This window comes from Telluria sp. ZT3P39, from assembly GCF_059685935.1.
On sequence record NZ_JCASIH010000002.1, the window covers coordinates 230,401 to 255,747 of the forward strand.

Below are 25,347 nucleotides of genomic sequence, written 5' to 3' on the forward strand. Positions count from 1 at the left end.
GCCCACGAGCGAGGTAGCGATGAACCAGCCCGGTTTCCCTCCCGTCGGCGTGCAGGAGCGCGATGCCAGCGCCTGGCAAGGCACGCACCACGACTATCCCGAATCTGACGTCGGCCACGCCGCGATCGACCTGCCCCTGCACGCCTGGCTCGGGCGCTTCACCGGCAATGTGTCGCCGGCGGCGCTGGCCATGGCCTGGGTCGACTGGAGCAGCCACCTGCTGCTCTCGCCGGACAAGCAGGCCGAGCTGGCGGTGCATGCCGCCTCGGCCTCGCTGCGCTGGCTCCAGTATTGCGCCGGGGCGGCGGCGTCCGGCCTGGCCGAACCGGTGGCGCCGCTGGCCCAGGACAAGCGCTTCGATGAACCCGACTGGCACCGCTGGCCCTTCAATGTGCTGAGCCAGGGCTTCCTGTTGCAGCAGCAGTGGTGGCACCGCGCGACCAACAGCGTGCGCGGCATGTCGCGCCACCACGCCGATGTCGCCACCTTCGTCGCGCGCCAGCTGCTCGACTGCGCTGCACCGTCGAATTTCGTCGCGACCAACCCGGTGGTGCTGCGCACGAGCTGCGAGCGCGGCGGCATGAACCTGGTCGCCGGCGCCGCGCGCGCCGCCGGCGACGCCTGGCGCGCGGCCACCGGCGAAGCCGAGCTCCCGACCTTCCAGCCCGGGCGCGACGTGGCCTGCACGCCGGGCAAGGTGGTGCTGCGCAACCGCCTGGCCGAGCTGCTGCGCTACGACCCGGTCACGCCAACCGTGCACACGGTGCCGCTGCTGATCGTGCCGGCCTGGATCATGAAGTACTACATCCTCGATCTGTCGCCCCACAACTCCCTGGTGCGCTACCTGGTCGAGCATGGGCATACGGTGTACGTCGTTTCCTGGAAGAACCCCGATGCGGGCGACCGCGACCTCGGCCTGGACGACTACCGCCAGCTCGGCGTCATGGCGGCGCTCGATGCGATCGTGCGCGACAGCGGCTCGCCCCAGGTCAATGCCTGCGGCTACTGCCTGGGCGGCAGCCTGCTCGCGATCGCCGCCGGCGCCATGGCGCGCGACCACGACCGGCGCCTCGCCAGCCTGAGCCTGCTGGCGGCCCAGGTCGATTTCACGGAGCCGGGCGAGCTGTCGCTGTTCATCGACGAGAGCGAAGTCAGCTTCCTGGAAGCGGCGATGTGGAGCCAGGGCTACCTCGATACCCGCCAGATGGCCGGCGCCTTCCAGCTGCTGCGCTCGAACGACCTGATCTGGTCGCGGCGGCTGCGCCACTACCTGCTCGACGTCCCCGACCGCCATACGGACCTGATGTCCTGGAACGCCGACGCCACCCGCATGCCCTACCGGATGCATTCGGAATACCTGCGGCGCCTGTTCCTGAACAACGACCTGGCCAGCGCCCGCTACCAGATCGGCGGCAAGCCGGTCGCCCTCACCGACATCGCGGCGCCGATCTTCGCGGTCGGCACCCGCACCGACCACGTCGCCCCCTGGCGCTCGGTGTACAAGATCGGCCTGCTGACCGACTGCGAAGTGAGCTTCCTGCTGACCTCCGGCGGACACAACGCCGGGGTGATCGCCCCGCCCGGCGATACGGGCCGCAGCTACCAGCTCGCCACCGCGGCGGCGGATGCGCCCTATATCGACCCGGAGCGCTGGCAGCACGAAGCGCCCCATTACGAAGGCAGCTGGTGGCCGGCCTGGGAAGCCTGGCTGGCGGCGCGCGCAGGCCCGCCCGCCCGGCCGCCGGCGGACGGCACGAGCCTGGGCCCGGCGCCCGGCCAATACGTGCTGGCCCCTTGAACCTGCCTGCCGCCGGCTCAGGGCCCAGGCCCCGGTGCGAGGCGGGCCACGCGCATGGGACGGGTGTCACGCGAGGTACTGGCCGCCGTTCACGTCGAAGGTCGCGCCGGTAATGAAAGCGCTCCCTTCCGAGGCCAGGAAGGCGACCACGCGGCCGATTTCCTCGGGGGTGCCGAGGCGCCCGACGGGAATCTGGGCGACGATCCCGCGCAAGACCTCGGGCGGCACCGCCGCCATCATCGCCGTATCGCAGTAGCCCGGCGCCACCGCGTTGACGGTGATGCCATGTGCGGCGTTTTCCAGCGCCAGCGCCTTCGTGAAGCCCAGGATGCCGGCCTTGGCGGCCGCATAATTGGTTTGCCCGGCCTGCCCCTTGCGGCCATTGACCGAACTGATGTTGACGATGCGCCCGGCGTGGCGCGCGCGCATGCCGCCGATGACATGGCGCGTCACATTGAACACCGACCCGAGGTTGGTGTACATGACCTGCCACCATTGTTCCGGGCTCAACTTGTGGAACATGGCGTCGGCGGTGATGCCGGCATTGTTGACCAGCACGTCGACCGGGCCGAGCAGCTCCTCGACCTGGGCCACGCCGTCGCGGCAGGCCTCGAAATCGGCCACGTCCCAGCGCAGGGCCAGCACGCCGGTCTCGTCCTGCATGCTGCGCGCCGCGGCCTCGTCGCTGTGATAGCTGGCCGCCACCCGGCAGCCGGCATCGCGCAGGGCGATCGCGATCGCCCGCCCCAGGCCGCGCGTGCCGCCCGTTACCAACGCAATCTTGTCCATGTCATTCTCCTTTGCAGTGTTGACCGGGCCGGGCGCCGGCCGGGCCGCCGTGCTAGCCGAGGCAGATCCCCAGGTCGCGCGCGGTGCGCACCGTGTCGCCGTCGAGCGGGACGCGCCTGCTGCGGCCGGCGACCCGGGCCAGCGGCACGGTGCCGATATCGTGCTCGGCCAGGGTCACCATGATGCCGGACTCGCCGCGCGCCAGTGCGCGCACGGCGGCGGCGCCGAAGCGCGCCGCGACCACGCGGTCGAATGCCGAGGGGCTGCCGCCGCGCAGCAGGTGGCCCAGCACCACGCTGCGGCATTCCTTGCCGGTGCGTTCGGCCAGCCGCGCCTCGACCCAGGCGCCGATGCCGCCCAGGCGCTCGGCCTGCCCGACGGCGGCGGCCGCCTGCACGGCGCGCGCCCCGCCGGCCGGCTGCGCGCCCTCGGCCGCCACCACGATGGCATGCCGGTGGCCGGCCGCGTCGCGCTGCGCGATGGCCGCGGCGACCGCGTCGATGTCGAACGCGATTTCAGGCAGCAAGATGGCATGGGCGCCGGAAGCCATCCCCGCGTGCAGGGCGATCCAGCCGGCGTAGCGGCCCATCACCTCGACCACCATGACGCGGTGCTGGCTGTGGGCGGTCGTGTGGAGGCGGTCGATGCATTCGGTGGCGAAACCGACCGCCGTGTCGAAGCCGAAGGTCTGGATGGTGTGGTCGAGGTCGTTGTCGATGGTCTTGGGTACGCCCACCACCGGCAGGCCTTTGCGGTGCAGGCAGTCGGCGATTTCCATCGAGCCATCGCCGCCGACCGCGACCAGCGCCTCGATGCCGCGCTGGCGGAACAGGGCAAGCAGCTCGTCGGAGCGGTCTTGTTCGGCCAGGCTGCCGTCGGCCTGGCGTACCGGATAGCGCAAGGGGTTGCCGCGGTTGGTGCTGCCGAGGATGGTGCCGCCGAGATGGCCGATGCCGTGCACCGCCTCGGCCGTCAGGCGCACCACCGGCTCGCCCAGGCATTGGTCGGGCGCCAGCAGGCCGTTGAAACCGTCGCGGATGCCGTGGCATTCCCAGCCCAGCCGCTCCGCCGCCAGCACCACCGCGCGGATCACGGCGTTCAGTCCGGGCGCGTCGCCGCCGCCGGTGGTGATGGCAATGCGCTTGAAGGGTGGATTCATGGGACCTCGCTTCGGGTGCGCCCTGTGCCGGCGGCGCTTGCGGCCGCGCGGCCCGCCCGGGGCCCGCCTGCCTCCAGGCCTCAAAATATAGCATGGGCAGGGGCGCGCGAGCCGCGCGGCTTGCGCAGCCGCCCAGCCTGGACGGCGCTTGCAGCGCCCCCCGGCCTGCGCTATGCTGAGCCGTAGCAAACCATCCGCCATGCGAATTTGCGATCCTGATTGCTGGGCAACCATGCCGAGGTCCGTATGTTCTACGAGAGAGTGTGTGTCGCCACCGATGGCTCCGACCTGGCCGTGAGGGCCGCCCAGATGGGCGCCGTGCTGGCGCATGCCGGCGCCGGGCGCATGGTCGCGGTCTCGGTGGCGCACGCCGATGCCTCCACGCCCGCGAACGGCGGCGAAACGCCCGAGGCCCTGGCCCGGGTCCTGCGCGCCCGGAAGGCCGCCGAGGCGCATGTCGCCACGGTCGAACGCATTGCCCACGCCGCCGGAGTCAGCTGCGAAACGGCCACGCCGGCGGCGGCGGTCCCCGGGCCGGCCATCCTCCAGGCAGCCCAGGACCTTGCCTGCGACCTGATCGTGATGGGCACCCATGGCCCGCACGACGCCAACCCGCTGTTCACGGGCAGCAACGCGCAGTATGTGCTCGCCAACTCGACGATACCCGTGTTGCTGCTGCGCGATCCGCGCGACGCCACCCAGCCGGACTTTATCGAAGGCGCGCCCTGATTGCCGGGACCGCGCCGCCCATGCGGCCTGCGCCCCTCACGGAATGATCGCCACCTTCAGCACGCCGTCGCGCTGGTTGGCAAACAGCTCGTAGGCTTCTTCGATCTGCTCGAGCCGGAAGCGGTGCGTCACCAGCGGGCGCAGGTCGATCCGCCTCGACGCCACGATCTCCATCAGGCGCCGCATGCGGTGCTTGCCGCCCGGGCACAGGGTCGTGATGAGCTTGTGGTCGCCCAGGCCCGCGGCAAAGGCGTCGACCGGCAGGTCCAGCTTGCCCGAATACACGCCCAGGCTCGACAGCGTGCCGCCCGGCCGCAAGGCGCGCAGGCAGCTCTCGAAGGTCTGCTGGGTGCCCAGCGCCTCGATGGTGACATCCGCGCCCTGCCCGTCGGTCAGGCGCAGGATTTCCTCGACCGGATCGGTTTTCTTGTAGTCGATGACATGGTCGGCGCCGAGCTGCCGCGCCATCGCGAGGCGCTCGGGCAGCGTGTCGACGGCGATGATGCGGCTGGCCCCGCGCAGGCGCGCGCCGGCCGTGGCGCACAGGCCGATCGGGCCCTGGGCGAACACCGCCACCGTGTCGCCGATCCGGATCGCGCCGTTCTCCGCCCCGCCGAAACCGGTGCTCATGATGTCGGGACACATCAGCACTTCTTCGTCGCTCAGGCCGTCCGGGATCGGCGCCAGGTTGGCCATGGCAAAGGGCACCCGCACGTATTCGGCCTGGCAGCCGTCGATGGTATTGCCGAAGCGCCAGCCTCCCATGGCGCGGCCGCCGCACTGCGACTGGTGTGCCTCGAGGCAGGCGTGGCACTGGCCGCAGGGCGTGATCGCCCCGACCACCACGCGCTGGCCGATCGCGTAACCCTGCACCCCTGCCCCGAGTTCGGCGATGACGCCGACCGGCTCGTGCCCGATGGTCAGGCCGGGAGCGACCGGGTATTCGCCCTTGAGGATATGGACGTCGGTCCCGCAAATCGTCGTCATCGTGACCTTGACCACGGCTTCGCCCGGACCTGCGGTGGGCACGGGCTTGCGGTCGAGCACGATACGGCCCGGCCCGGTAAATACGGCGGCATTCATCATCGGCATGGGAGCTCCTGCGGGAAAGGATGGGAGGCGACGCTCAGCGCGCCATCAGCACCGGCACGGTCGCGCTGCGCAGCACGGTGCTGCTGGCGCCGCCCAGGACCAGTTCACGGAATTGCGAATGGCCATAGCAGCCCATCACGATGAGGTCGTCGGCCTGCCGGGTGGCAAGGGCCAGCAAGGCGTGGCCGTCGTCGACGGTGCGGTCGAAGGCCATGATGTCAGCGGATACGCCGTGGCGCGCGAGAAAGGCGGACAGGTCGGCCTGCTGCTGCAGGTCCGACAGATCGCCGTCTTCCGGGGCGCGGAAGGACACGACCCGCACGCGCGCCGCGCGCTGCAGCAGCGGGAGCGCGGCGCGCAGCGCCGCCGCCGCCTCCTTGCTGCCGTTCCAGGCGACCAGCACCTGCCGCCCCACATCCTGCGCGAACGGCGCGCAGGGCAGCACCAGCACCGGGCGGGCGCAGGTGAACACGACGTATTCCGGTATGCGTCCGAGCCGGTCGTCGAGTGCTTCGCCCGGGTCGTCCTGGTGAACCACCACCAGGTCGCTGAAGCGTCCCAGCCGGGCCAGTGCATCGCTGGCCAGGTCGCAGACCCGCCGCGCCTCGAACGAGACTCCGGCGCCTTCGGCGATGCGGGTGAACTGCTCGAGCGCGTGCGCGGCCTGTTCGTGCAGCGGATCGAAATAGCTGGCTTCCAGGCTGCCGGGGGCGGCGTGGTAGCCGTGCGGGAAGACCTCGCGCGACACCCCGGTGGCCGCCACGCCGATCAGGTGGGCGCCATGCGCCCGGGCGAGCTGGGCGGCGCTGCGGATGCGCGCCGGCGCATGGCGCGACGCGTCGGCGTGCACGGCGATGGTCTTGTAGCTCATCGCGGACGCGCGCCGGCCATGCGTGCGTGGCGCGGCGCCCGCACGCCGCGCCACGCCGTTGCCAGCAGGCGCAGGCTGCTGAAGCGGTGCAGCGACAGCAGGTCGCCGAGCGCCGCCACGGTCTCGCGTCCGAGCGCCAGGTTGCCGCCCTCGACCTGCGGCTGGGCGCGGTGCAGCGCCGCCAGCAGCAGGGCATTGTCGCGGCGCTGCGCGGGCAAGCCGGCGAACCCGGCCGTTTCCATCAGCGTTTCCTCGTGCCGGAAGGCAGCCTCGACCTCGGCAACCAGCAAGCCGAACAGTGCCTGAAAGCGCTCGTCCGGCGCAGCGGCGGCCTCGTGGACCCGGACCAGCAGCCGCTTGCGCGCATGGGCCATGGCGCGGGCAGCGTTGTGGAGGCCTTGTTCCATCAATGAATACGGGGACATAGGGGAAACCTTGCATTGACGATGATCGATTTGTTCCCAGTTTCCCCTTCTGATCGCGCAGCGCGTTTGATGCAGGTCAAATACGCTGGTATCGTCGTTCAACCGCAGCGCCAGGCCGGCGCGATGCGGCCGTGCCATGAGAAATAGCCCAGTGCCCCACCAGCACCAGCGCCAGGCGCACCACGGCGGTGGTGGCGGCCTGCACCGGCGCGATCCAGTAGTCCCAGATGCCGAACAGGATCACGCCCGCGCCGAATACGGCGCCGAGCACAGGCAGCATTGACGCCAGCGCGCGGTCGAGCGCGCTGCCGAAATCGTTTTCGTCCGCGGCGTCCGGTACGGCGTCCGGTGCGGCGTCCGGTGCGGCGGCCATGCGGGCCGGTTCCGCAGACGCCGCTTCCAGCGCCGCCGCGGCCGGCCTGGACTCATGCCCTGGCAAAGACGGCATCGCGCTGGGCGCCTGGCGCAAGGCGGCCAAGCGCGTTCAGCGCACGGCAGCGGCGGAGCCGGCGTCCTTGTGCTGCCCGGGTCCGGCGCCGCCCGCCGGCGCCGGGCGCATGACCATCACGGGTACCGGTGCATAGGCCAGCACCGACTGGGTCACGCTGCCGGCCAGCAGCCGGCTCAGCCCGCGCCGTCCGTGCGAGCCCATGATGATCAGGTCGCACCCCTGTTCTCGCGCCGTATCGACAATGGACTCCCCCGGATCGAGCGAGAATTTGGTAAGCGGCGTGCAACGCACCCCCGCCGAGCGGGCCTGCTCGGCGATCGCGGTGACGAATGCATAGGCATGGTCGAGCAGCACGTCGACCTGCTGGCCCGGGTCGAGCACCATGGCTCCTTCGAGCGACTGGAGTACGGGCTCGGGCACGGCGACCGACAGCGCGACGATCTCGCTGCCGCAGGCCTGGGCAAAGTCGATGGCCGCGGCGACGGCGTCATTGGAGACGGGCGAACCGTCGGTAGGCACCAGGATGCGCTTGTACATGGTTGTCCTCCTGTGTGGGCGTAGCCCTAGCGATGCACCATCACCGGGATCGCACTGTGCACGAGCACCTTCTGGGTCTCGCTGCCCAGCAACAGGCCCTTGATCCCCTTGTGGCCATGCGAGGCCATGACGATCAGGTCGCAGCCGTTGGCGCGTGCGGTGGAAATGATGGCCTCGTACGGATTATCGGATGCCGCCAGCACCGAGGTGCAAGGCACGCCGGCATCGCGCGCCGCAGTCGCGACTTCGTCGAGCAGGCGTTGGCCGCGCGCCTGGCTGGCGGCTTCGTATTGGTCGCGGGTCTGCTCGAGCATGTCGGCGTCGGTGGTGAAGGTATGGAACTCCGGCACGGCGGTCATGGCGACCACCTCGGCCCCCACGCTCCTAGCGAAGTCGACGCCCGCCAGGATGGCGCGCCCGGAAGCCTCCGAGCCGTCGGTGGGAAGCAGTATTCGCTTGTACATAATAAACTCCTGAATTAGGCCGGCGCTGCCGGCGGGCGCCGCTAGGCGGGCTGGGTGCTGCCCCTGAACAGAATCACCGGCAGCGGCGAATAGGCCAGCACCAGTTGCGGCACCCGGCCGGCAATGAGGCGGGTCACGCCGCACTGCCCGTGCGCCGCCATGAAGATCAGGTCGCAACCGAGTTCCAGCGCGACGCGGATGATTTCGTCGTGTTGCGAGGATGCGGCGGCGGTCACGAGGCTGTGCGGCACCCCGCCTTCTTGCGCCAGCCGGGCCACCCGCTCGGCGTGCTGCCCGGCCAGGCGCAGGGCGCGTTCGCGCTCGGCAGCCACCATGCCGGCATCGGCCCCGGCCTCGCCCGGCGGCGGCCAGGGCTGCGCCACCGACAGCGCCACGATCTCGGCGCCGCTGCCGCGCGCGAGCGCCACCGCGGCGGCGGCTGCGGTTTCGGACAGCGCCGAGCCGTCGGTCGGAACGAGGATCTTGCGGAACATGGTGGCCTTCGTGGGGTTCGTGCAGGCTGGGTAGCCTGGACCCTAGTCTGTGCGTTTCGATCAACCGTTTCTTTGACCTGGATCAAACGCGTCCGACACAGCGGCAGACCGTCACCGGCGCCGCAAACTGCGGAACCATACGCCGCGCACGCTGCTCCATACGCCTGCCGCCGCCATCCCCGAGCCGGGCAACGTCGGTCCAGCCGACGATCTCGCCGCGGTTGTTGATGTCGAAGGCGGAGCTGAAGCCTCCGCCCAGGGTGCCGAGGTCGGTCATCTCCCCATCGGCATACAGGAAGGCACGGCCGTCGAAGGAAGAGCTGCCGTTCAGGCCAACCACCTGGCCGGCGTCGTTGACGGCGCGCGCGATGCTGTAGCCCATCGGCGCGCCAAGGTCGCGCAGGCCGTCGCGGTACACAAAAGCGTGGCCGCCGGATTCGCCCACGACGTCTCCTGAAGCATTGATGACCATCGCCGGGCTCGAGAAGCGGTCGAGCGTGCCGAGGTCGAGCATGGTGCCGCCGCTGTACAGGAAGGCATGCGGGTAGCTCCAGTCGAGCGGCGCCGCATCCGAGAAGCCGACGACCTGGCCACGGTCGTTGACGCCGGTGGCCCAGCTCCTGGCGCCGGCCAGGCTGCCCAGCCTGGTGCGTGTTCCCCCGGACCAGAAGAAAGCGTACTGGTAAGGGGGCGTGTCGGCAGCCACGCCGGCGACGTCGCCGCCGTTGTTGATGGCCGTGGAAAATGTGGGTAGGCGGGTGAGGGTGTATTGCGGGGCCGCCAGCACGTCGGAGGCGGCCAGCGCGAGCAGCAAGGCCAGGGAAATACGGGGAAATTGATGGCGAGACATGGTTCGCTTCCTTGTCCGGGGAGACCCGTGCCCGGAGTACGGACGCCCATGTTGCCACGCAGGCTGGCGACCGGAGGGCGTGCACGACGGAGCCAGATTGTTGCACCTTCATCCTCACATTACACGATTTCCTGAAGCAGATCAAAGACGCGCGGCACCCGCACATTCGATTCGGCAAAACACATACATAGAAAATATATTGTATTGGTATATAATGTGAAAACACAGATTAACCGGGACGCGTATGACCGACACACACCACCTCGAACTCCAGGCAATGCGCGCGGCGGCAGGCCAGGCCTGCGCCTTGCTGAAAGTACTGGGCAACCGCGACCGGCTGATGCTGCTGTGCCAGCTGACGCAAGGCGAATACTGCGTCAGCGACCTGGAAAGCATACTCGGCATCGGCCAGCCCACGCTGTCGCAGCAGCTCGGCGTGTTGCGCGAAGAACAGCTGGTCAGCACCCGCCGCGAAGGGAAGCAGATTTTCTACCGCATCGACAGCCCCGAAGCGCTGGCTGTCATGCAAGTACTGTACGAACAATTTTGCCTGCCAACAAAAGGAGTGCAAGCATGAACATCGATTGGATCCATTTCACGCCCTGGAGCTCGCTCGTGGGCGGCCTGCTCATCGGCGCCGCCGCCGCGGCCTTCATCCTGTTCAACGGCAGGATCGCCGGCATCAGCGGCATTCTTGGCGGCCTGCTGCGTCCCGCACCCGGCGACACCGGCTGGCGCATCGCCTTCCTGCTCGGCTTGATTGGCGCACCGCTAGCCTATGGCCTGGTAGCGGCACTGCCAACGGTCACCGTTGCGGCCGATGTCCCGACCCTGGTCGCTGCGGGCCTGCTGGTGGGCCTGGGCACCCGCTACGGCGCCGGCTGCACCAGCGGGCACGGGGTCTGCGGGCTGTCGCGCCGCTCGCCGCGCTCGCTGGCGGCGACGGCGGCCTTCATGCTGGCCGGCTTCGCCACCGTCTTCGTCACCCGCCACCTGATCGGATAAGGACAGCACCATGCACATCGTTACAGCACTCCTCGTCGGCCTGGTCTTCGGCATCGGCCTGATCGTGTCGGGCATGACCGATCCGGCCAAGGTCATCGGCTTCCTCGACCTTGCCGGCGCCTGGGATCCATCGCTCGGCTTCGTCATGGGCGGCGCCATCCTGGTGGGCGCCCTCGCCTTCCGCCTCGCGGGCAAGCGCGAACGCTCGCTGCTCGGCGAACCCATGCGCCTGCCGACGGCGACCCGGATCGACCGCCGCCTCGTGCTCGGTTCCCTGGCCTTTGGCGCCGGCTGGGGCCTGGCCGGCTACTGCCCGGGGCCGGCACTGGCGTCGCTGGCCAGCGGCGGCATGAAGCCGGCCGTGTTCACCGCCGCCATGCTGGCCGGGATGGCCATTTTCGACCTGCTCGAGCGGATCGCGGTCCGCCGGGCTGAACGGGCGGCCTGATGCCGACCGTGATCCTGCTGGGCCTGGTCGTCGGCCTGATCCTCGCCCTCACCGGTGCGGGCGGCGGCATCCTTGCCGTTCCCCTGCTGGTATTCGGCACGGGGATCGGCATCGCCCAGGCCGGCCCGATCGGCCTGCTGGCAGTCGGAATGGCGGCCGCGCTCGGCGCCTTGCTGGGACTGCGCGCGGGGCTGGTGCGCTACCGCGCCGCGCTGCTCATTGCCGCCGCCGGCATGCTGCTCGCGCCGGCCGGGCTCCGGGCCGCGCGCCTGGCCGACGCGCGCTGGCTCGGCCTGCTGTTCGCCCTGGTCCTGCTGCAGGTGGCCTTGCGCACCTACCGGCAGGCGGTCGATCCGGAACCCGCCGCCGTGCAGGGCGCACCGGCCTGCGTGCGCGGCTCCCTCACCGGCCGCTTCATCTGGACGCGTCCCTGCGCGCGCGCCCTCGCCGGCTCCGGCGCCCTTGCCGGCTTCTTGTCCGGCATGCTGGGCGTGGGAGGCGGCTTCGTGATGGTCCCTGCGCTCCAGCGTTTCACCGACCTGCCGGTCAAGTCGGCCGTAGCCACCTCGCTCGCCGTGATCGCCATCATTTCCGTTACCGGCGTCGCGGCGGCGGCGGCGCAGGGCGCGGTCGACTGGAATACCGCGGCGCCTTTCGCGGCCGGCGCCCTGGCCGGCATGCTCGGCGGCCGCTCGCTGGCCGCGCGGGTCGCCGGGCCACAGTTGCAGAAAGCTTTCGCCGCCGTCGCGGCCCTGGTAGCGCTGGGCATGATCGCCGGCGCCCTGCGTTAAGCTGCGCCGCTCGCGCAGCGCATTCCTGGAGAACGAGATGAACCTCAACCCTGTCCAGCTGTTCGATACCGAATCATCGACCTTTACCTACATCCTGGCGGCGCCAGGCGAGACGGACGCCGTCATCATCGATCCGGTGGCGCGGCATTGGGAGCGCGACCTCAGGCATCTCGAGCGCCTCGGCCTGCAGCTGCGCTTCGTACTCGAAACCCACGCCCATGCCGACCACCTTACCTCGGCCGGCAAGCTGCGCGCGCTGACCGGCGCCCTCACCGCCGCCCCGGGCGGCTGCGGCATCGACCCGGCGGAGCTGCAATTGCAGGATGGCGACGTGCTGCGCTTCGGCACCGGCGAAGAAATCCGCGCCCTGCACACGCCCGGGCACACCGCGGGCAGCATGAGCTATGCCTGGCGCGGCAACATGTTCACCGGCGACACGCTCCTGATCGGCGGCTGCGGACGCACCGACTTCCAGGGAGGCAGCGCCGGAGCGCTGTACGACAGCATCATGGGCAAGCTGTTTACGCTGCCCGACGACACCCGCGTGTGGCCGGGCCATGACTATCAGGGCCAGGCAGTATCGACCATCGGGTGGGAGAAGCGCCACAATGCGCGCCTGGCCGGCCGCAGCCGCGACGATTTCGTCCGCCTCATGGACCAGCTCGACCTGCCCAGGCCGGCACTCATCGACGTGGCCGTGCCGGCCAACCGCAACTTGGGTTTGCCGCACGGCGGGTAGGCACCGGCGCGGCCAGCCGCTTGCCGCATCAATCCACGGCGGCCGCCGCCAGCGCCGTCATGTTGACGATCCGCCGCACCGTCGCGCTCGGGCTCAGGATGTGCACCGGCTTGGCCGCGCCCAGCAGGATCGGCCCGACGGTCACGCCCTTCCCCGCCGCGACTTTCAGCACGTTGAATAGAATGTTGGCCGCGTCCAGCGAAGGCATCACCAGGAGGTTGGCGCTGCCGGCGTAGCCGTCCGGGATCTGGTAGAGGTCGCGGATTTCTTCGGACAGCGCGGCGTCGCCGTGGATCTCGCCGGTCACCGACAGCTCCGGCGCAGATTCCTTGAGCAGCGCGCGCGCTTCGCGCATGCGGCGCGCCGACGGACGGTTGGATGAGCCGAGCGAAGAATGCGACAACAGCGCCACCCGCGGCTCCAGGCCGAACTGGCGCAGCATCGCCGCGCCCAGGCGGGCGATTTCCGCCAGCTCCGCGGCGGTCGGCTGGTCATTCACATAGGTATCGGTGATGAACAGCGTGTACTTGTCGAGCACCAGCGCATTCATCGCGGCCAGCACGCCGACGCCCGGCGCCATGCCGATCTGTTCCTGCACATGCCCCAGGTGGCTGTCGTAGCTGCCCTGCATGCCGCAGATCAGCGCGTCGACCTTTCCCGCCGCCAGCAGGCGCGTGCCCAGCAAGCTGGCTTCGCCGTCCGGTTCCACCAGCATGTAGTCCACGTCAAGCTGCAGCCTCAGGCCCGCTTCCCGGATCGCGCGTTCGACCTGGGCCTTCTCCCCGATCAGCACCGGATAGGCGATGCCCTCGTCGACCACGGTCTGCACCGCGCGCAGCACGCGGCGGTCGGCGCCTTCGGCATAGGCGACCCGGCGGGGATTGGCCTTGGCCTGGGCGAATACCGGCTTCATGAAGAAGCCCGTGTGGTAGATCATCTGCGCCAGCTTGTCGCGATAGGCCGCCATGTCCTCGATCGGGCGCGCCGCCACGCCGGATGCAGCCGCAGCTTCCGCCACGCGCGGGGCAATCGCCGCCAGCAGGCGCGGGTCGAAGGGTTTCGGGATGATGTATTCAGGGCCGAAGCTCAAGTCCTGGCCCTCGTAGGCCGAGGCCACCACGTCGCTGGCTTCCGCTTCGGCCAGTTCGGCGATCGCGGTGACGCAGGCCAGCTTCATCTCGTCGGTAATGCGGGTGGCGCCGCAATCGAGCGCGCCGCGGAAGATGTAGGGGAAGCACAGGACGTTGTTGACCTGGTTCGGATAGTCCGAGCGGCCGGTGGCGATGATGCAATCGGGCCGCGCGGCGCGCGCCACTTCGGGGCGGATCTCCGGTTCCGGATTGGCCAGCGCCAGGATCACCGGCTTGTCCGCCATGGTCTTGACCATCTCCCCGGTAAGTACGCCGGCAGTGGAGCAGCCGAGGAAGACGTCGGCGCCATGCATGATGTCGGCAAGCGTGCGCGCATCGGTGGCCTGGGCGTAGCGCGCCTTGTTGGCTTCCATGTTGGTGTCGCGGCCGACGTAGATCACGCCCTTCGAATCGGTGACGAAGATATTCTCGCGCTTCACGCCCAGCAGCACCATCATGTCGAGGCAGGCGATCGCCGCCGCGCCGGCGCCGGAGGCGGCCAGCTTGATCCGCCCGATGTCCTTGTCCACCACCTTGAGTGCGTTCAGGAGCGCGGCGGTGGAGATGATCGCGGTGCCGTGCTGGTCGTCGTGGAAGACCGGGATGTTCATCCGCTCGCGCAGCTTCTTCTCGATGTAGAAGCATTCCGGCGCCTTGATGTCTTCCAGGTTGATGCCGCCGACGGTGGGCTCCAGCATGGCGATCGCGTCGACCAGCTTGTCCGGATCCATTTCGTCCAGCTCCAGGTCGAACACGTCGACTCCCGCGAATTTCTTGAACAGGCAGCCCTTCCCTTCCATGACCGGCTTGGAAGCCAGCGGCCCGATATTGCCCAGGCCCAGCACTGCGGTGCCGTTGGTGATCACGGCCACCAGGTTGGCGCGCGAGGTGTATTCGGCGGCCATGTTCGGGTCCGCGGCGATTTCTTCGCAGGCATACGCCACGCCCGGCGAGTAGGCCAGCGACAGGTCGCGCTGGTTCGACAGCGGCTTGGTGGCGACCACCTCGATCTTGCCGCGGGTCGGGCTGCGGTGGTATTCCAGCGCGTCGGCGCGCAGCTGGGTGTCGCGGGATTCGTCCTTGCTCGGTTCCGTGCTCATCGTGTCTCCTGTTGTTCTCGTGTGCGGGCCTGATGGCAAGCCTACCTGTCGAAAAGCCATCATTGCAACACGAAACGGGAAAAGCCATCACATTGGATGGCTTTGGTACTTCCAAGCAAAAAACGAGATACGCGCGGAAACGAAAAAGGCTCCCGGTGGGGGTAATGCCGTTCAGTTAAACGTAGGGTGGCCGGGTTTCCCGGCCGCGCGTCCAGCTCCGATGTGATCTGCCACAGCGCATCGTTGATGTGAACGCGCGGCCGGCGAAGCCGGCCACCCTACATTTTTATGCTAACTGAACGGCATTACCCATGCGGGAGCTTTTTTATTACTACTGGCGGAGAGGGTGGGATTCGCCCACATGCTGCGGGCCGCCCTCGCGCAAGTATGCGCGAGGCTTCGAATTCCACGCGTAAGCCGCGCAGGCGGCTTACTCCTTCCGCGCACGCAATAAAAAAGCTCCCATGCGGGAGCTTTTTTATTACTACTGGCGGAGAGGGTGGGATTCGAACCCACGGTACGATTTAACGTACGCCTGATTTCGAGTCAGGTACATTCGACCACTCTGCCACCTCTCCTGAAACGGTGTTGCGGTCGCTGTAAGCGAGGCCGAATTATAGCGAAGGATCGACTCTTGTGGAAGAGGAAAAGTACAGTACGTAAATTTTCTCTGAATTTGGATTGCACGTATGTATGAAAGGAAATTTCACGCCAGTGCGTCGAATGGAAGGACATTTCAGGCTCCTACTGCAAGAGCCAGAATGAGGCTCCCTGCGGGAGCCTGGGAGGGTGGGATTCGCCTACGTCCCGCAGGCCGCCCTCGCGCAAGTATGCGCGAGGCTTCGAATCTACCGCCTTGGCGACACACGCAGGGCCCGCAGGGGCCCTGCTCCTCTCCGCGAGCAAATAAAAAGGGCTCCCGAGGGAGCCCTTTTTATTTACTGGCGGAGAGGGTGGGATTCGAACCCACGGTACGATTTAACGTACGCCTGATTTCGAGTCAGGTACATTCGACCACTCTGCCACCTCTCCAGAATCGGTGTTGCGGTCGCTGCAAGACACGCATTATAGCGAGCCTCTTGCGAAAACGGAAGAGCAAATTCAGCTGCCACGCAAAACTTGCCCTGTCCGCGTCAGGCGGCCGAGAGACGCTCCAACCCACCCATATACGGCCGCAGCACCTCAGGAATCACCACGCTGCCATCGGCCTGCTGGTAATTCTCCAGCACGGCCACCAGCGTACGCCCCACCGCCAGGCCCGAACCGTTCAGCGTATGCACCAGCTCCGGCTTGCCGGCCGCATTGCGGAAACGGGCCTGCATGCGGCGCGACTGGAAGGCCTCGCAGTTCGACAGCGACGAAATCTCGCGGTAGGTGTTCTGCGCGGGCAGCCACACTTCCAGGTCATAGGTCTTGGCGGCCGAGAAGCCCATGTCGCCGGTGCACAGCAACATTACGCGGTACGGCAGGCCCAGCGAGGTCAGGATGAATTCGGCCTGGCCGACCATCTCTTCCAGCGCGGCATACGACTGTTCCGGATGCACCACCTGTACCAGCTCGACCTTGTCGAACTGGTGCTGGCGGATCATGCCGCGGGTGTCGCGGCCGTAGCTGCCGGCTTCCGAGCGGAAGCATGGAGTGTGCGCGGTCATCTTCAGGGGCAGCTCGTCCAGCGCCACGATCTCGTCGCGCACCACGTTGGTCAGCGAGACTTCCGAGGTCGGGATCAGGTAGAAGGTTTCGCCTTCGCCCTCGACGCCGCCCTTCTTCACCGAGAACAGGTCGGCTTCGAATTTCGGCAGCTGGCCGGTGCCGCGCAGCGAATCGGCATTGACCATGTAGGGGGTGTAGCACTCGGTGTAGCCGTGCTGGCCGGTGTGGGTGTCGAGCATGTACTGGGCCAGCGCGCGGTGCAGGCGCGCCATGCCGCCCTTCATCATCGAGAAGCGCGAACCGGTGAGCTTGGTCGCGGTCTCGAAGTCCAGGCCGAGCTGCTCGCCGATGTCGACGTGGTCCTTGACTTCGAAGTCGAAGCTGCGCGGGGTGCCGATCTTGCGCACTTCGACATTGCCCGTTTCGTCCGTACCTTGCGGTGCGCTTTCGTGCGGCAGGTTCGGCACCGCTTCGATGAAGCGCGCCATCCTGGCCTGGACGTCGGCGAGGGCCGCTTCGTTGGCCTTGAGCTCGTCGCCCAGGCCGGCCACGTCCGCCATCACGGCCGTGGTGTCTTCGCCCTTGCCCTTCATCATGCCGATCTGCTTGGACAGCGAATTGCGCTTGCCCTGCAGTTCCTCGGTACGCGTCTGGATCGCTTTGCGTTCGGCTTCGAGGGCGTTGAAGGCAGCCACGTCGAGCTGGAACTTGCGTGTCGCGAGGCGCGCGGCGACGTTGTCGATGTCTTTGCGGAGAAGTTGGATGTCAATCATGTCGGGTTGGGCTTGCGTATGTCGAAATCACAATTGTACCAAGCCGACAGCCAATGCTTGCGAGTTTCGGCAACGGTTCCAGCGACCGTCTTGCCGGGCTATCCGCCAGCCCTTCCCTGCTTCAGTTCAGGCCGGCTTTTTCCGCGACGGACAGGCGTGGCGCCTTGACCACGACGACGTGCATGGTCGTATCGACCAGGATCGCGGTCGGCGCTTTCACGACCTCGACCGGACGAGCGGCGGCGGTAGCATAGCTGGCGGCCAGGCCCAGTGCGGCGGCGGCGAGGAAGATGGCTTCGGAGTTTTTGCGGATGTTCATGGTGTGCTCCTGGGGGTTGAGTGATTCGATAAGTGGTTCGGTATGCTTGAACTTTATCGACCGCCCCCTTCAAGCGCCATCGACTTGCGACGAAGCGCGGAAAACATGGCCCAGGATGCACAAAGCGCGGACCGGCCGCACGAAGCCGGCAAGTTCGCCGACGTTCTCCGGCATTTGACCCAACCGCGGCTGCTTTCGAGTCCGCCTGCGGTTTATTTCCGGCGGATGGAGAGCAGGAATTTTGCGGTGTACAGCACGATGATCGTCCCGATCAGATCGCCGCTGGCCATGACGAAGAAGCCGCGCAGCAGGCCCTCTTCCTGGCCCTGCAGGGCGAACCAGATGTGGTGCATCAGCGGGCTGGCGATCGAGAACGCCAGGGCGCAGCCGAGCAGGCGCCATGGGCCAAGGCCGGCCAGCGAAGGCCCCACCCGCCCGGCCACCAGCAGGCGGTAGGTGAGATACGGCGCCAGCGCGGCCAGGATGCCGCCGGCAAAGGAGCGGATCGGGTCGTTCGGGAAGAAGTAGAAGATGCAGATCAGCCAGGAGGCGATCAGGATGCCGATCGCCCCGGCTTCGGCAAACAGCAGGATGCACAGCAGGCGCACGCCGGCCGGCAGGTAGATCCAGCTGATACCATGGGCGAATTCCAGTTGCGCGAACAGCAATTCGTTGAGGCCGATGGTGCCGAGGAAGAGAAGCGCCGTGCCGGCGATCATGGCAAGTTTCAAGGGTATGCCGGACATTTGGGCGCAGGGTAAAATAAGCTAGGCTAATATATCAAAGCATTATATCAGTTACTCTTATTAAACGAGCAATAAGCTATGTCTATCCAACCAATGCTGTCATGAGCAAATCGTCCCGTCCAGCCGACATCTACCTGCGCTTCCTGAATCTGATGGACGCGCTGCGCGCGCTGCCCGCGCTGCCGCCGCTCGACCCGCTCGAGGAACGCATCCTTGGCGTGGTCGGCCGCGCGCGCCAGCTCGAGGAACGACTGAGCGTGCGCGACCTGATGGGCCAGGATGGACTGGGTGCGCCGGCGACGATCCACGCGCGCATCACCTCGATGCGCAAGAAAGGCTGGCTGGTGCTGGGCGATACCGAAGACAGCCGCCGCAAGCAGGTCGACCTGACCCCGGCGGCGCTGGCTTATTTCGATGAGTTATCCGGCCTGATGATCAAGGCTGCGAAGGGAAGCTAGCTGCCCGCTTCGTCGTCGAGGCTGCGCAAAAAAGCCAGCTTCTCCGCGATCTTCGCCTCCACCCCGCGCGGCACCGGCTGGTACCAGCCCGGCTCGCGCATCCCGTCCGGCAGATAGGTTTCGCCGGCCGCATAGGCATGCGGCTCGTCGTGCGCATAGCGGTATTCGTGGCCGTAGCCCAGCTCTTTCATCAGCCTGGTCGGCGCATTGCGCAGGTGGACCGGCACCTCGCGCGACTTGTCCTTCTTCACAAACGCCATCGCCGCATTGAAGGCGTTGTAGCCGGCATTGCTCTTGGCTGCGATGGCCAGGTAGACCACGGCCTGCCCCAGCGCCAGCTCGCCTTCCGGGGAACCCAGGCGCTCGTAGGTGGTGGCCGCGTCGTTGGCCACCTGCAGCGCGCGCGGGTCGGCCAGGCCGATGTCTTCCCAGGCCATGCGCACGATGCGGCGCGACAGGTATTTGGCATCCGCCCCGCCGTCGAGCATGCGGCACAGCCAGTACAGGGCCGCATCCGGATGGGAGCCGCGCACCGACTTGTGCAGGGCCGAGATCTGGTCGTAGAAATTGTCGCCGCCCTTGTCGAAACGGCGGGCGTTGAGCGTCAGCGCGTTCTGGACGAATTCGGCGGTGATGGTGGTGATGCCGCTGGTCTCGGCCGAGGTCTTGGTCTGCTCCAGCAAATTCAGGAAGCGGCGCGCATCGCCGTCGGCGTATCCCACCAGGGTGTCGATGGCCACTTCGTCGAACTTCAGGTGCCGCAGCACGCGCGCCGAGGCGCGTCCCAGCAAGAGGCGCATCTCGTCGTCGCTGAGCGCCTTGAGCACATACACCTGGGAGCGCGACAGCAGCGCCGAATTCACCTCGAAGGACGGGTTCTCGGTGGTCGCGCCGATCAGCGTGACCAGCCCCGATTCCACGAAGGGCAGCAAGGCGTCCTGCTGCGACTTGTTGAAGCGGTGGATCTCGTCGATGAACAGGATGGTGTGCTTGCCCTGCTGGAGATAATGCTCGGCCTGTTCGACCGAGGCGCGGATGTCCTTCACGCCCGAGAGCACGGCCGACAGCGCGATGAATTCGCACTCGAAGGCGTAAGCCGTGAGGCGCGCCAGCGTGGTCTTGCCCACGCCCGGCGGACCCCACAGGATCATCGAATGCGGCTTGCCCGACTTGAACACCAGGTTCAGGGGCTTGCCGGGGCCGAGCAAATGGCTCTGGCCGATGACTTCGTCGATGGTGCGCGGACGCAGGGCTTCGGCCAGCGGAGGCGAAGGCTCGGTCTTGAACAGGTCATCCATGACGCGCTCCGGCGCTCAAGGCGTTGGGAAGTGGGTGGGTGTGCATGCGCCTAGTGTAAACGATCGATCCCGGCGGAGCCGGGATCGAAGCGTGCGGGGTAGAGCCGGGTTTTACTGCTTGACGACGTCCGCGCCCTTCGGCGTCTCGAACTTGAACTGCTGCGCCCCCAATGAAGGATTGCGCTGGAAGTTCGAGAACTTCAGCACCGACACCTGCCCGAACTGGTCCTTCAGTTCCATCGCCACCGGCACCCCGCCCCTCAATCCGATGCCGATCTGCTCAAAAGTAGTGTCCTTCGTCTTCGGCACGGCGTTGAGCCATTCCGCGCCATCACGCTCGCCGGCTTCCGACAGGGTGAAGTTCTTTTCCAGGTCGTTACTGCCGAACAGGATCGCGGCCGGGGATGAACCCAGGGCGTTGCCCAGCTTGCGCACGGTGACCTGGTTCAGGTCCTTGTCGTAGATGTAGAGCTGGTCGCCGTCGGCCTGCAGCAGCTGGTCGTAGGGCTTCTGGTAGGTCCAGATGAATTTGCCGGGACGGGCAAAGACGAAGCTGCCGCTGGAGACCGGGGCGGCCTTGCCGGATTTGGATTTCGTCAGCTGTTGCTGGGTGAATTCGCCCCTGGCGGATTTGGTGGTGGAGACGAAGGATTTGAATTGGTCGAGGGCGCTGGCCTGGGCGGCGCCGGTCAGGGTCAAGGCGGCGATGAGTGCGGCGATGCGATGCGTCGTGAATTTCATGTGGATTCCTCTTGTTGTGGTCCGCCGCCGTGCGTTGAACGCGCGGGCGGGAGACCCGCCCACCCTACAAAAGCGGTGAACCAGATTATTCGGCGGTCGTTGCCGGCACGAGGATGTCGCGGTTGCCGTTGCTCTGCATTGGCGACACCATCCCGGCCTGCTCCATCTGCTCGATGAGGCGGGCGGCGCGGTTGTAGCCGATGCGCAGGTGGCGCTGGACCAGCGAGATCGAGGCCTTGCGGTTCTTGAGCACCACGGCCACGGCCTGGTCGTAGAGCGCGTCGGCCTCGCCGCCGCCCTCGCCCGCAGGCACGCCTTCCGCATTGCCCTCTTCCAGCGTTCCGCCTTCGAGAATGCCTTCAATATAATTCGGCGCGCCCAGCGACTGAAGATGTTTTACAACTCGATGCACTTCGTCGTCCGAGACGAACGCGCCGTGCACGCGGATCGGCAGGCCGGTCCCCGGCGGCATGTAGAGCATGTCGCCCATGCCCAGCAGCGCTTCGGCGCCCATCTGGTCGAGAATCGTGCGCGAGTCGATCTTGCTTGAAACCTGGAAGGCGATGCGGGTCGGGATATTCGCCTTGATCAGGCCCGTGATCACGTCCACCGACGGACGCTGGGTTGCCAGGATCAGGTGGATGCCGGCCGCGCGCGCCTTCTGGGCGATACGCGCGATCAGCTCTTCCACCTTCTTACCGACGACCATCATCAGGTCGGCCAATTCGTCGATGATGATGACGATGGTCGGCAGCTTCTCGAGCGGCTCCGGGTTGTCCGGCATGATCGAGAACGGGTTCGGGATATGCTCCTCGCGCTTGGCGGCGTCCGCGATCTTGGTGTTGTAGCCGGCCAGGTTACGCACGCCGAGCTTGGACATCAGCTTGTAGCGGCGCTCCATTTCGTTGACCGCCCAGTTCAGCGCGTGGCCGGCCTGGCGCATATCGGTGACGACCGGCGCCAGCAGGTGCGGGATGCCTTCGTAGACCGACATCTCCAGCATCTTCGGGTCGATCAGGATCAGGCGTACGTCGGCCGGATCGGATTTATACAGCAGCGACAGGATGGTGGCGTTGATGCCGACCGACTTACCGGAACCCGTGGTACCGGCCACCAGCAGGTGCGGCATCTTGGCGAGGTCCGCACACACCGGCTTGCCGGCAATGTCCTTGCCCAGGGCGACGGTCAGGCTCGAGGCGCTGTCGCCATAGACCTTGGAGCCGACGATTTCCGACAGGCGCACGATCTGGCGCTTCGGATTCGGCAGTTCCAGGGCCATGTAGTTCTTGCCGGGGATGGTCTCGACCACGCGGATCGAGGTGAGCGAGAGCGAACGGGCCAGGTCGCGCGCCAGGTTGACGATCTGGCTGCCCTTCACGCCGGTGGCCGGCTCGATCTCGTAGCGCGTGACCACCGGGCCGGGATAGGCGGCGACGACCTTGGCCTCCACACCGAAGTCGGACAGCTTCTTTTCGATCAGGCGGCTGGTGAATTCGAGGGTCTCGACCGACACGGTTTCTTGCGCGGGCGGGGCTTCATCCAGCAGCGCCAGCGGCGGCAGCGGCGAATCGGCATCGAGCTCGCGGAACAGCGGCGTCTGCATTTCCTTCTGGGCGCGCTCGGACTTCGGCACGCTTACCATCTGCGGCTCGATCTTGATGGTCGACGCGCAAGGGGCCGACAGCGCCGCTGCCGACGGCATCGACGGCGGCAGGATCACCGGCTCGGCGCGTGGCGGGACAGGTGGCATCGCGCGCGGCTCGTCGTCGTAGTCGTCGCGCATCTCCAGCTTCGGCTCGGCCTTCACGATCGGGGGCGGGGCCGGATGCTTTTCGGTGTATTTCTGGCGTTCGTGCACCACCACTTCGTCGCGCTTGACGGCGGCGGCTTCGCCCTGCTTGCGGTCTTCGTGGTCTTCGATGCGCAGGCGGAACCAGTCGACGGTGGACTCGACCCAGGCGCCGATGCGCTCGGCCACGGCCAGCCAGGAGACCTGGAAGAACAGCGAGAAGCCCAGGCCGAACAGCAGCAGCAGCAGCAGCGTGGCGCCGGTGAAGCCGAAGGCGACATGGCTGGCGTGGCCGATCAGCTGGCCCAGCACGCCGCCGGCGGCGCGCGGCAGCTCGACGTTCCAGGACCACATGCGCAGGTATTCCAGACCCAGGCTGCCGGCGAACATGATGGCGAAACCGGTCCAGCGCACGTACATTTCGCCGGCATGCGGCTCCTCGTCGGCCGGGGCCAGGCGGTCGGTCAGGCGGCGCCAGCCCTGCCAGACGCCGCGCAGGAAGATCACGCCCCACCACCAGGCCGAGAAACCGAAGATGAACAGCAGCAGATCGGACAGCCAGGCGCCGGCGCGGCCGCCCAGGTTGGCGATCTTCGGCACCGCGTTGGCGTGCGACCAGCCCGGGTCGCCCTTGTTGTAACTGACGAGGATCAACAGGAAATACAGGAAGGCGACGGCCATGGCGATCCAGCGCGCTTCTGACAGAAGGCGCGAGAGCCGGCCCGGCAGGGGCTGGCGGGCGGTGGCCGGGGTGCGGGTGTATCCTGACGGGCTGGCTTGGCTATTCTTGCTCATGCGAGGTAGTGCTGAAGTGTTCTGCTGAAGTGTCCGCTATCGGCGATCCGAGCATTCTAAGCCATATACGGCTGGGCGGACCACGATTCATGCTTGGCTGCATCATCGCTTATAATCCCGGGCTGTGCAAAGCCTTGATTCCTGCGGCAGCCGCCCCCAGTTTCCGTCTGTTCATATCTTAAAAAGCCTTCCTCGATGACTACTACCAAACACGCCAAAGTCCTGATTCTCGGTTCCGGTCCTGCCGGCTACAGCGCCGCCGTCTATGCCGCGCGCGCCAACCTGAAGCCGATGCTGGTGACCGGCGTCGAGCAAGGCGGCCAGCTCATGACGACGACCGACGTCGAGAACTGGCCGGGCGACCCGATGGGCGTACAGGGTCCGGAGCTGATGCAGCGCCTGCTGCAGCACGCGGAGCGCTTCAACACCGAGATCGTGTTCGACCACATCCACACGACGTATTTGAACGAAAAGCCGATCCGCCTGGTGGGCGATTCGCACGAATTCACCTGCGACGCCCTGATCATCGCCACCGGCGCCTCGGCCCAGTACCTCGGCCTGCCGTCGGAACAGGCCTTCATGGGCAAGGGCGTGTCGGCCTGCGCCACCTGCGACGGTTTCTTCTACCGCAACCAGGAAGTCGCGGTCATCGGCGGCGGCAATACCGCGGTCGAGGAAGCGCTCTACCTGTCGAACATCGCCAACAAGGTGACCTTGATCCACCGCCGCGACAAGTTCCGCGCCGAGCCGATCCTGGTCGACCGCCTGCTGCACAAGGTTGAAGAAGGCAAGATCGTGTTGGAATATAACCACACGCTCGAGGAAGTCGTCGGCGACCAGAGCGGCGTGACCGGCCTGCGCATCACGTCCACCGAGACCGGTGTGACCAAGGACCTGACCGTGCACGGCCTGTTCGTGGCGATCGGCCACAAGCCCAACACCGGCATCTTCGAAGGCCAGCTCGAGATGCACAACGGCTATATCAAGACCCGTTCGGGCCTGGAAGGCATGGCCACCGCCACCAGCGTACCGGGCGTGTTCGCCGCCGGCGACGTGCAGGACCACGTCTACCGCCAGGCGATCACCAGTTCGGGCACCGGCTGCATGGCCGCGCTCGACGCCCAGCGCTACCTGGACGAGCTGGAAGGCTAAGGAGCACTACCTGGGATGGCGGGCATGAAGGACTTTTCCGAATTGAAGGGCTTGCGCGACAAGCTCAAGGAAGACGAGCGCGTGCGCGCCATCGAGCAGGCCGCGCGCGAGAAGCGCGAACGGATCGCGCGCGAACGCGCCGTGGAATTCCGCGGCGCGATGGAAGGCGTGCACAAGATCCCCGAATCGGACCGCTACGTCTACCGCCCGGTGTACGTGGCCTCCGAGCGCGCCTTCCAGGACCGCCGCCCGCTCACCGAAGAAGAAGAAACCGAAGCGGTGCTGCGCGAGTCGCTGTCCGACGGTTTCGACGTGGACGGCCTGCTCGACGAGGATCCGTCGCTGAGCTACGCCCAGGACGGCGTCGGCCCGGACGTGGTGCGAAAGCTGCGCAAGCGCCACTGGCCGGTACAGGATGAACTCGACCTGCACGGCATGAACCGCGACCAGGCGCGCGACGCCGTGGTCGACTTCCTGCACCGCGCCAACCGGCGCGGCGTGCGCTGCGTGCGCATCGTGCACGGCATCGGCTATGGCTCGCCCCGGGGCGAACCGGTGCTGCGCGGGATCGTGCACAGCTGGCTGGTGCAGATGGGCGAGGTCATCGCCTTCTGCGTCGCCGGCAAGAAAGATGGCGGGCATGGCGCCCTGATCGTCCTGCTGCGCCCGGCGCTGGACACCTGAGTCCACCCGCCACGCAAGACATCTTGCGTCCAAAAAAAATTATTCGATGTAGAATTTGCAAGTCCGG

27 protein-coding genes and 2 tRNA genes are annotated in these 25,347 nt (G+C 67.2%); 10 read left to right on the top strand and 19 right to left on the bottom strand.

All coding sequences use genetic code 11. From position 1 onward, the window contains the following. The first annotated feature begins 19 nt into the window (after positions 1 to 19). On the top strand, positions 20 to 1,798 hold the full coding sequence (locus AC56LR_RS03260) for a PHA/PHB synthase family protein (RefSeq protein ID WP_497127373.1): 1,779 nt from the start codon (positions 20 to 22) through the stop codon (positions 1,796 to 1,798). A gap of 66 nt (positions 1,799 to 1,864) precedes the next feature. Here AC56LR_RS03260 and phbB read toward each other — a convergent pair whose 3' ends face one another. Further along, positions 1,865 to 2,587 carry an acetoacetyl-CoA reductase gene (phbB, locus tag AC56LR_RS03265; protein WP_497127376.1) on the bottom strand — a complete coding sequence of 241 codons (723 nt, stop codon included), beginning with the start codon at positions 2,585 to 2,587 and terminating at the stop codon, positions 1,865 to 1,867. 52 nt (positions 2,588 to 2,639) lie between these two features. Next, on the bottom strand, positions 2,640 to 3,746 hold the full coding sequence (locus tag AC56LR_RS03270; RefSeq protein WP_497127379.1) for a 6-phosphofructokinase: 1,107 nt from the start codon (positions 3,744 to 3,746) through the stop codon (positions 2,640 to 2,642). A gap of 246 nt (positions 3,747 to 3,992) precedes the next feature. Here AC56LR_RS03270 and AC56LR_RS03275 point away from each other — a divergent pair, with 246 nt between their 5' ends. Continuing rightward, a complete protein-coding gene (locus tag AC56LR_RS03275; RefSeq protein ID WP_497127382.1) occupies positions 3,993 to 4,475 on the top strand; it encodes a universal stress protein in 483 nt (160 codons plus the stop codon). Between the two features lie 36 nt (positions 4,476 to 4,511). Here AC56LR_RS03275 and AC56LR_RS03280 read toward each other — a convergent pair whose 3' ends face one another. From AC56LR_RS03280 to AC56LR_RS03315, 8 genes are all read right to left on the bottom strand, one after another. Continuing rightward, complete coding sequence (locus AC56LR_RS03280) at positions 4,512 to 5,567, bottom strand: NAD(P)-dependent alcohol dehydrogenase (RefSeq protein WP_497127385.1); 1,056 nt, start codon at positions 5,565 to 5,567, stop codon at positions 4,512 to 4,514. 34 nt (positions 5,568 to 5,601) lie between these two features. Next, positions 5,602 to 6,438: a universal stress protein gene (locus tag AC56LR_RS03285; RefSeq protein WP_497127389.1), complete on the bottom strand. Its 837-nt coding sequence runs from the start codon at positions 6,436 to 6,438 to the stop codon at positions 5,602 to 5,604. Then, positions 6,435 to 6,845 carry a hypothetical protein gene (locus AC56LR_RS03290; RefSeq protein ID WP_497127392.1) on the bottom strand — a complete coding sequence of 137 codons (411 nt, stop codon included), beginning with the start codon at positions 6,843 to 6,845 and terminating at the stop codon, positions 6,435 to 6,437. The genes AC56LR_RS03285 and AC56LR_RS03290 overlap by 4 nt, the downstream gene beginning before the upstream one ends. 94 nt (positions 6,846 to 6,939) lie before the next feature. Further along, a complete protein-coding gene (locus AC56LR_RS03295) occupies positions 6,940 to 7,311 on the bottom strand; it encodes a hypothetical protein (protein ID WP_497127395.1) in 372 nt (123 codons plus the stop codon). 36 nt (positions 7,312 to 7,347) lie between these two features. Continuing rightward, complete coding sequence (locus AC56LR_RS03300; protein ID WP_497127398.1) at positions 7,348 to 7,851, bottom strand: universal stress protein; 504 nt, start codon at positions 7,849 to 7,851, stop codon at positions 7,348 to 7,350. 26 nt (positions 7,852 to 7,877) lie between these two features. Then, the gene (locus AC56LR_RS03305; RefSeq protein WP_497127401.1) at positions 7,878 to 8,315 is read right to left on the bottom strand and encodes a universal stress protein; all 438 of its coding nucleotides are present in this window, start codon (positions 8,313 to 8,315) and stop codon (positions 7,878 to 7,880) included. A gap of 41 nt (positions 8,316 to 8,356) precedes the next feature. After that, positions 8,357 to 8,809 carry a universal stress protein gene (locus AC56LR_RS03310; RefSeq protein ID WP_497127404.1) on the bottom strand — a complete coding sequence of 151 codons (453 nt, stop codon included), beginning with the start codon at positions 8,807 to 8,809 and terminating at the stop codon, positions 8,357 to 8,359. Positions 8,810 to 8,891: 82 nt separating this feature from the next. Further along, positions 8,892 to 9,659, bottom strand: a complete 768-nt coding sequence (locus tag AC56LR_RS03315) for a hypothetical protein (protein WP_497127407.1) — start codon at positions 9,657 to 9,659, stop codon at positions 8,892 to 8,894. Between the two features lie 244 nt (positions 9,660 to 9,903). Between AC56LR_RS03315 and AC56LR_RS03320 the strand changes: the two genes are divergently transcribed. Genes AC56LR_RS03320 through AC56LR_RS03340 form a run of 5 tightly spaced genes read left to right on the top strand, consistent with a single transcriptional unit; the run spans position 9,904 to position 12,642 of the window. Further along, positions 9,904 to 10,236, top strand: a complete 333-nt coding sequence (locus AC56LR_RS03320; RefSeq protein WP_497127410.1) for a metalloregulator ArsR/SmtB family transcription factor — start codon at positions 9,904 to 9,906, stop codon at positions 10,234 to 10,236. Then, on the top strand, positions 10,233 to 10,664 hold the full coding sequence (locus tag AC56LR_RS03325; protein WP_497127413.1) for a YeeE/YedE family protein: 432 nt from the start codon (positions 10,233 to 10,235) through the stop codon (positions 10,662 to 10,664). Before AC56LR_RS03320 ends, AC56LR_RS03325 begins: the two co-directional genes overlap by 4 nt. 10 nt (positions 10,665 to 10,674) lie before the next feature. Continuing rightward, positions 10,675 to 11,112: a YeeE/YedE family protein gene (locus AC56LR_RS03330; protein ID WP_497127415.1), complete on the top strand. Its 438-nt coding sequence runs from the start codon at positions 10,675 to 10,677 to the stop codon at positions 11,110 to 11,112. Next, positions 11,112 to 11,903, top strand: coding sequence for a sulfite exporter TauE/SafE family protein (locus AC56LR_RS03335; protein ID WP_497127418.1), 792 nt, complete (start codon positions 11,112 to 11,114; stop codon positions 11,901 to 11,903). Before AC56LR_RS03330 ends, AC56LR_RS03335 begins: the two co-directional genes overlap by 1 nt. A gap of 37 nt (positions 11,904 to 11,940) precedes the next feature. Then, positions 11,941 to 12,642, top strand: coding sequence for an MBL fold metallo-hydrolase (locus AC56LR_RS03340; protein ID WP_497127421.1), 702 nt, complete (start codon positions 11,941 to 11,943; stop codon positions 12,640 to 12,642). A 28-nt stretch (positions 12,643 to 12,670) separates the two neighbouring features. Here AC56LR_RS03340 and AC56LR_RS03345 read toward each other — a convergent pair whose 3' ends face one another. The 6 genes from AC56LR_RS03345 to AC56LR_RS03370 all read right to left on the bottom strand — a co-directional run bounded on the left by AC56LR_RS03345 (position 12,671) and on the right by AC56LR_RS03370 (position 18,348). Beyond that, a complete protein-coding gene (locus tag AC56LR_RS03345; protein WP_497127424.1) occupies positions 12,671 to 14,872 on the bottom strand; it encodes an NADP-dependent malic enzyme in 2,202 nt (733 codons plus the stop codon). A gap of 488 nt (positions 14,873 to 15,360) precedes the next feature. Then, positions 15,361 to 15,450: transfer RNA gene (locus AC56LR_RS03350), tRNA-Ser, on the bottom strand. A gap of 364 nt (positions 15,451 to 15,814) precedes the next feature. Then, positions 15,815 to 15,904 (bottom strand) — tRNA-Ser (locus AC56LR_RS03355). A gap of 101 nt (positions 15,905 to 16,005) precedes the next feature. Beyond that, positions 16,006 to 17,298: a serine--tRNA ligase gene (gene serS, locus AC56LR_RS03360; RefSeq protein WP_497127427.1), complete on the bottom strand. Its 1,293-nt coding sequence runs from the start codon at positions 17,296 to 17,298 to the stop codon at positions 16,006 to 16,008. 121 nt (positions 17,299 to 17,419) lie between these two features. Beyond that, entirely contained in the window at positions 17,420 to 17,617 is a 198-nt protein-coding gene (locus tag AC56LR_RS03365) for a hypothetical protein (RefSeq protein WP_497127429.1), read from the bottom strand. A 212-nt stretch (positions 17,618 to 17,829) separates the two neighbouring features. Next, positions 17,830 to 18,348 (bottom strand): hypothetical protein, encoded by a 519-nt coding sequence (locus AC56LR_RS03370; RefSeq protein ID WP_497127431.1) that lies wholly within the window; start codon positions 18,346 to 18,348, stop codon positions 17,830 to 17,832. A 116-nt stretch (positions 18,349 to 18,464) separates the two neighbouring features. Between AC56LR_RS03370 and AC56LR_RS03375 the strand changes: the two genes are divergently transcribed. Beyond that, positions 18,465 to 18,821 carry a winged helix-turn-helix domain-containing protein gene (locus AC56LR_RS03375; protein ID WP_497127434.1) on the top strand — a complete coding sequence of 119 codons (357 nt, stop codon included), beginning with the start codon at positions 18,465 to 18,467 and terminating at the stop codon, positions 18,819 to 18,821. Here AC56LR_RS03375 and AC56LR_RS03380 read toward each other — a convergent pair. From AC56LR_RS03380 to AC56LR_RS03390, 3 genes are all read right to left on the bottom strand, one after another. Beyond that, positions 18,818 to 20,119, bottom strand: a complete 1,302-nt coding sequence (locus AC56LR_RS03380) for a replication-associated recombination protein A (protein ID WP_497127437.1) — start codon at positions 20,117 to 20,119, stop codon at positions 18,818 to 18,820. The genes AC56LR_RS03375 and AC56LR_RS03380 overlap by 4 nt on opposite strands. A gap of 111 nt (positions 20,120 to 20,230) precedes the next feature. After that, positions 20,231 to 20,860 carry an outer membrane lipoprotein chaperone LolA gene (gene lolA, locus AC56LR_RS03385; protein WP_497127440.1) on the bottom strand — a complete coding sequence of 210 codons (630 nt, stop codon included), beginning with the start codon at positions 20,858 to 20,860 and terminating at the stop codon, positions 20,231 to 20,233. 85 nt (positions 20,861 to 20,945) lie between these two features. Further along, positions 20,946 to 23,444: a DNA translocase FtsK gene (locus AC56LR_RS03390; RefSeq protein ID WP_497127442.1), complete on the bottom strand. Its 2,499-nt coding sequence runs from the start codon at positions 23,442 to 23,444 to the stop codon at positions 20,946 to 20,948. Positions 23,445 to 23,639: 195 nt separating this feature from the next. Between AC56LR_RS03390 and trxB the strand changes: the two genes are divergently transcribed. Together trxB and AC56LR_RS03400 are read left to right on the top strand one after the other, a co-directional pair. Then, the gene (gene trxB, locus AC56LR_RS03395; protein WP_497127445.1) at positions 23,640 to 24,596 is read left to right on the top strand and encodes a thioredoxin-disulfide reductase; all 957 of its coding nucleotides are present in this window, start codon (positions 23,640 to 23,642) and stop codon (positions 24,594 to 24,596) included. 15 nt (positions 24,597 to 24,611) lie between these two features. Further along, positions 24,612 to 25,280 carry a Smr/MutS family protein gene (locus AC56LR_RS03400; RefSeq protein WP_497127448.1) on the top strand — a complete coding sequence of 223 codons (669 nt, stop codon included), beginning with the start codon at positions 24,612 to 24,614 and terminating at the stop codon, positions 25,278 to 25,280. Positions 25,281 to 25,347: the final 67 nt, after the last annotated feature.

Bases quoted from the DNA above. Each gene is read 5' to 3' on its own strand.
- AC56LR_RS03260 (WP_497127373.1), top strand. From the start codon at position 20: ATGAACCAGCCCGGTTTCCCTCCCGTCGGCGTGCAGGAGCGCGATGCC.
- phbB (WP_497127376.1), bottom strand. From the start codon at position 2,587: ATGGACAAGATTGCGTTGGTAACGGGCGGCACGCGCGGCCTGGGGCGG.
- AC56LR_RS03270 (WP_497127379.1), bottom strand. From the start codon at position 3,746: ATGAATCCACCCTTCAAGCGCATTGCCATCACCACCGGCGGCGGCGAC.
- AC56LR_RS03275 (WP_497127382.1), top strand. From the start codon at position 3,993: ATGTTCTACGAGAGAGTGTGTGTCGCCACCGATGGCTCCGACCTGGCC.
- AC56LR_RS03280 (WP_497127385.1), bottom strand. From the start codon at position 5,567: ATGCCGATGATGAATGCCGCCGTATTTACCGGGCCGGGCCGTATCGTG.
- AC56LR_RS03285 (WP_497127389.1), bottom strand. From the start codon at position 6,438: ATGAGCTACAAGACCATCGCCGTGCACGCCGACGCGTCGCGCCATGCG.
- AC56LR_RS03290 (WP_497127392.1), bottom strand. From the start codon at position 6,845: ATGGAACAAGGCCTCCACAACGCTGCCCGCGCCATGGCCCATGCGCGC.
- AC56LR_RS03295 (WP_497127395.1), bottom strand. From the start codon at position 7,311: ATGCCGTCTTTGCCAGGGCATGAGTCCAGGCCGGCCGCGGCGGCGCTG.
- AC56LR_RS03300 (WP_497127398.1), bottom strand. From the start codon at position 7,851: ATGTACAAGCGCATCCTGGTGCCTACCGACGGTTCGCCCGTCTCCAAT.
- AC56LR_RS03305 (WP_497127401.1), bottom strand. From the start codon at position 8,315: ATGTACAAGCGAATACTGCTTCCCACCGACGGCTCGGAGGCTTCCGGG.
- AC56LR_RS03310 (WP_497127404.1), bottom strand. From the start codon at position 8,809: ATGTTCCGCAAGATCCTCGTTCCGACCGACGGCTCGGCGCTGTCCGAA.
- AC56LR_RS03315 (WP_497127407.1), bottom strand. From the start codon at position 9,659: ATGTCTCGCCATCAATTTCCCCGTATTTCCCTGGCCTTGCTGCTCGCG.
- AC56LR_RS03320 (WP_497127410.1), top strand. From the start codon at position 9,904: ATGACCGACACACACCACCTCGAACTCCAGGCAATGCGCGCGGCGGCA.
- AC56LR_RS03325 (WP_497127413.1), top strand. From the start codon at position 10,233: ATGAACATCGATTGGATCCATTTCACGCCCTGGAGCTCGCTCGTGGGC.
- AC56LR_RS03330 (WP_497127415.1), top strand. From the start codon at position 10,675: ATGCACATCGTTACAGCACTCCTCGTCGGCCTGGTCTTCGGCATCGGC.
- AC56LR_RS03335 (WP_497127418.1), top strand. From the start codon at position 11,112: ATGCCGACCGTGATCCTGCTGGGCCTGGTCGTCGGCCTGATCCTCGCC.
- AC56LR_RS03340 (WP_497127421.1), top strand. From the start codon at position 11,941: ATGAACCTCAACCCTGTCCAGCTGTTCGATACCGAATCATCGACCTTT.
- AC56LR_RS03345 (WP_497127424.1), bottom strand. From the start codon at position 14,872: ATGAGCACGGAACCGAGCAAGGACGAATCCCGCGACACCCAGCTGCGC.
- serS (WP_497127427.1), bottom strand. From the start codon at position 17,298: ATGATTGACATCCAACTTCTCCGCAAAGACATCGACAACGTCGCCGCG.
- AC56LR_RS03365 (WP_497127429.1), bottom strand. From the start codon at position 17,617: ATGAACATCCGCAAAAACTCCGAAGCCATCTTCCTCGCCGCCGCCGCA.
- AC56LR_RS03375 (WP_497127434.1), top strand. From the start codon at position 18,465: ATGAGCAAATCGTCCCGTCCAGCCGACATCTACCTGCGCTTCCTGAAT.
- AC56LR_RS03380 (WP_497127437.1), bottom strand. From the start codon at position 20,119: ATGGATGACCTGTTCAAGACCGAGCCTTCGCCTCCGCTGGCCGAAGCC.
- lolA (WP_497127440.1), bottom strand. From the start codon at position 20,860: ATGAAATTCACGACGCATCGCATCGCCGCACTCATCGCCGCCTTGACC.
- AC56LR_RS03390 (WP_497127442.1), bottom strand. From the start codon at position 23,444: ATGAGCAAGAATAGCCAAGCCAGCCCGTCAGGATACACCCGCACCCCG.
- trxB (WP_497127445.1), top strand. From the start codon at position 23,640: ATGACTACTACCAAACACGCCAAAGTCCTGATTCTCGGTTCCGGTCCT.
- AC56LR_RS03400 (WP_497127448.1), top strand. From the start codon at position 24,612: ATGGCGGGCATGAAGGACTTTTCCGAATTGAAGGGCTTGCGCGACAAG.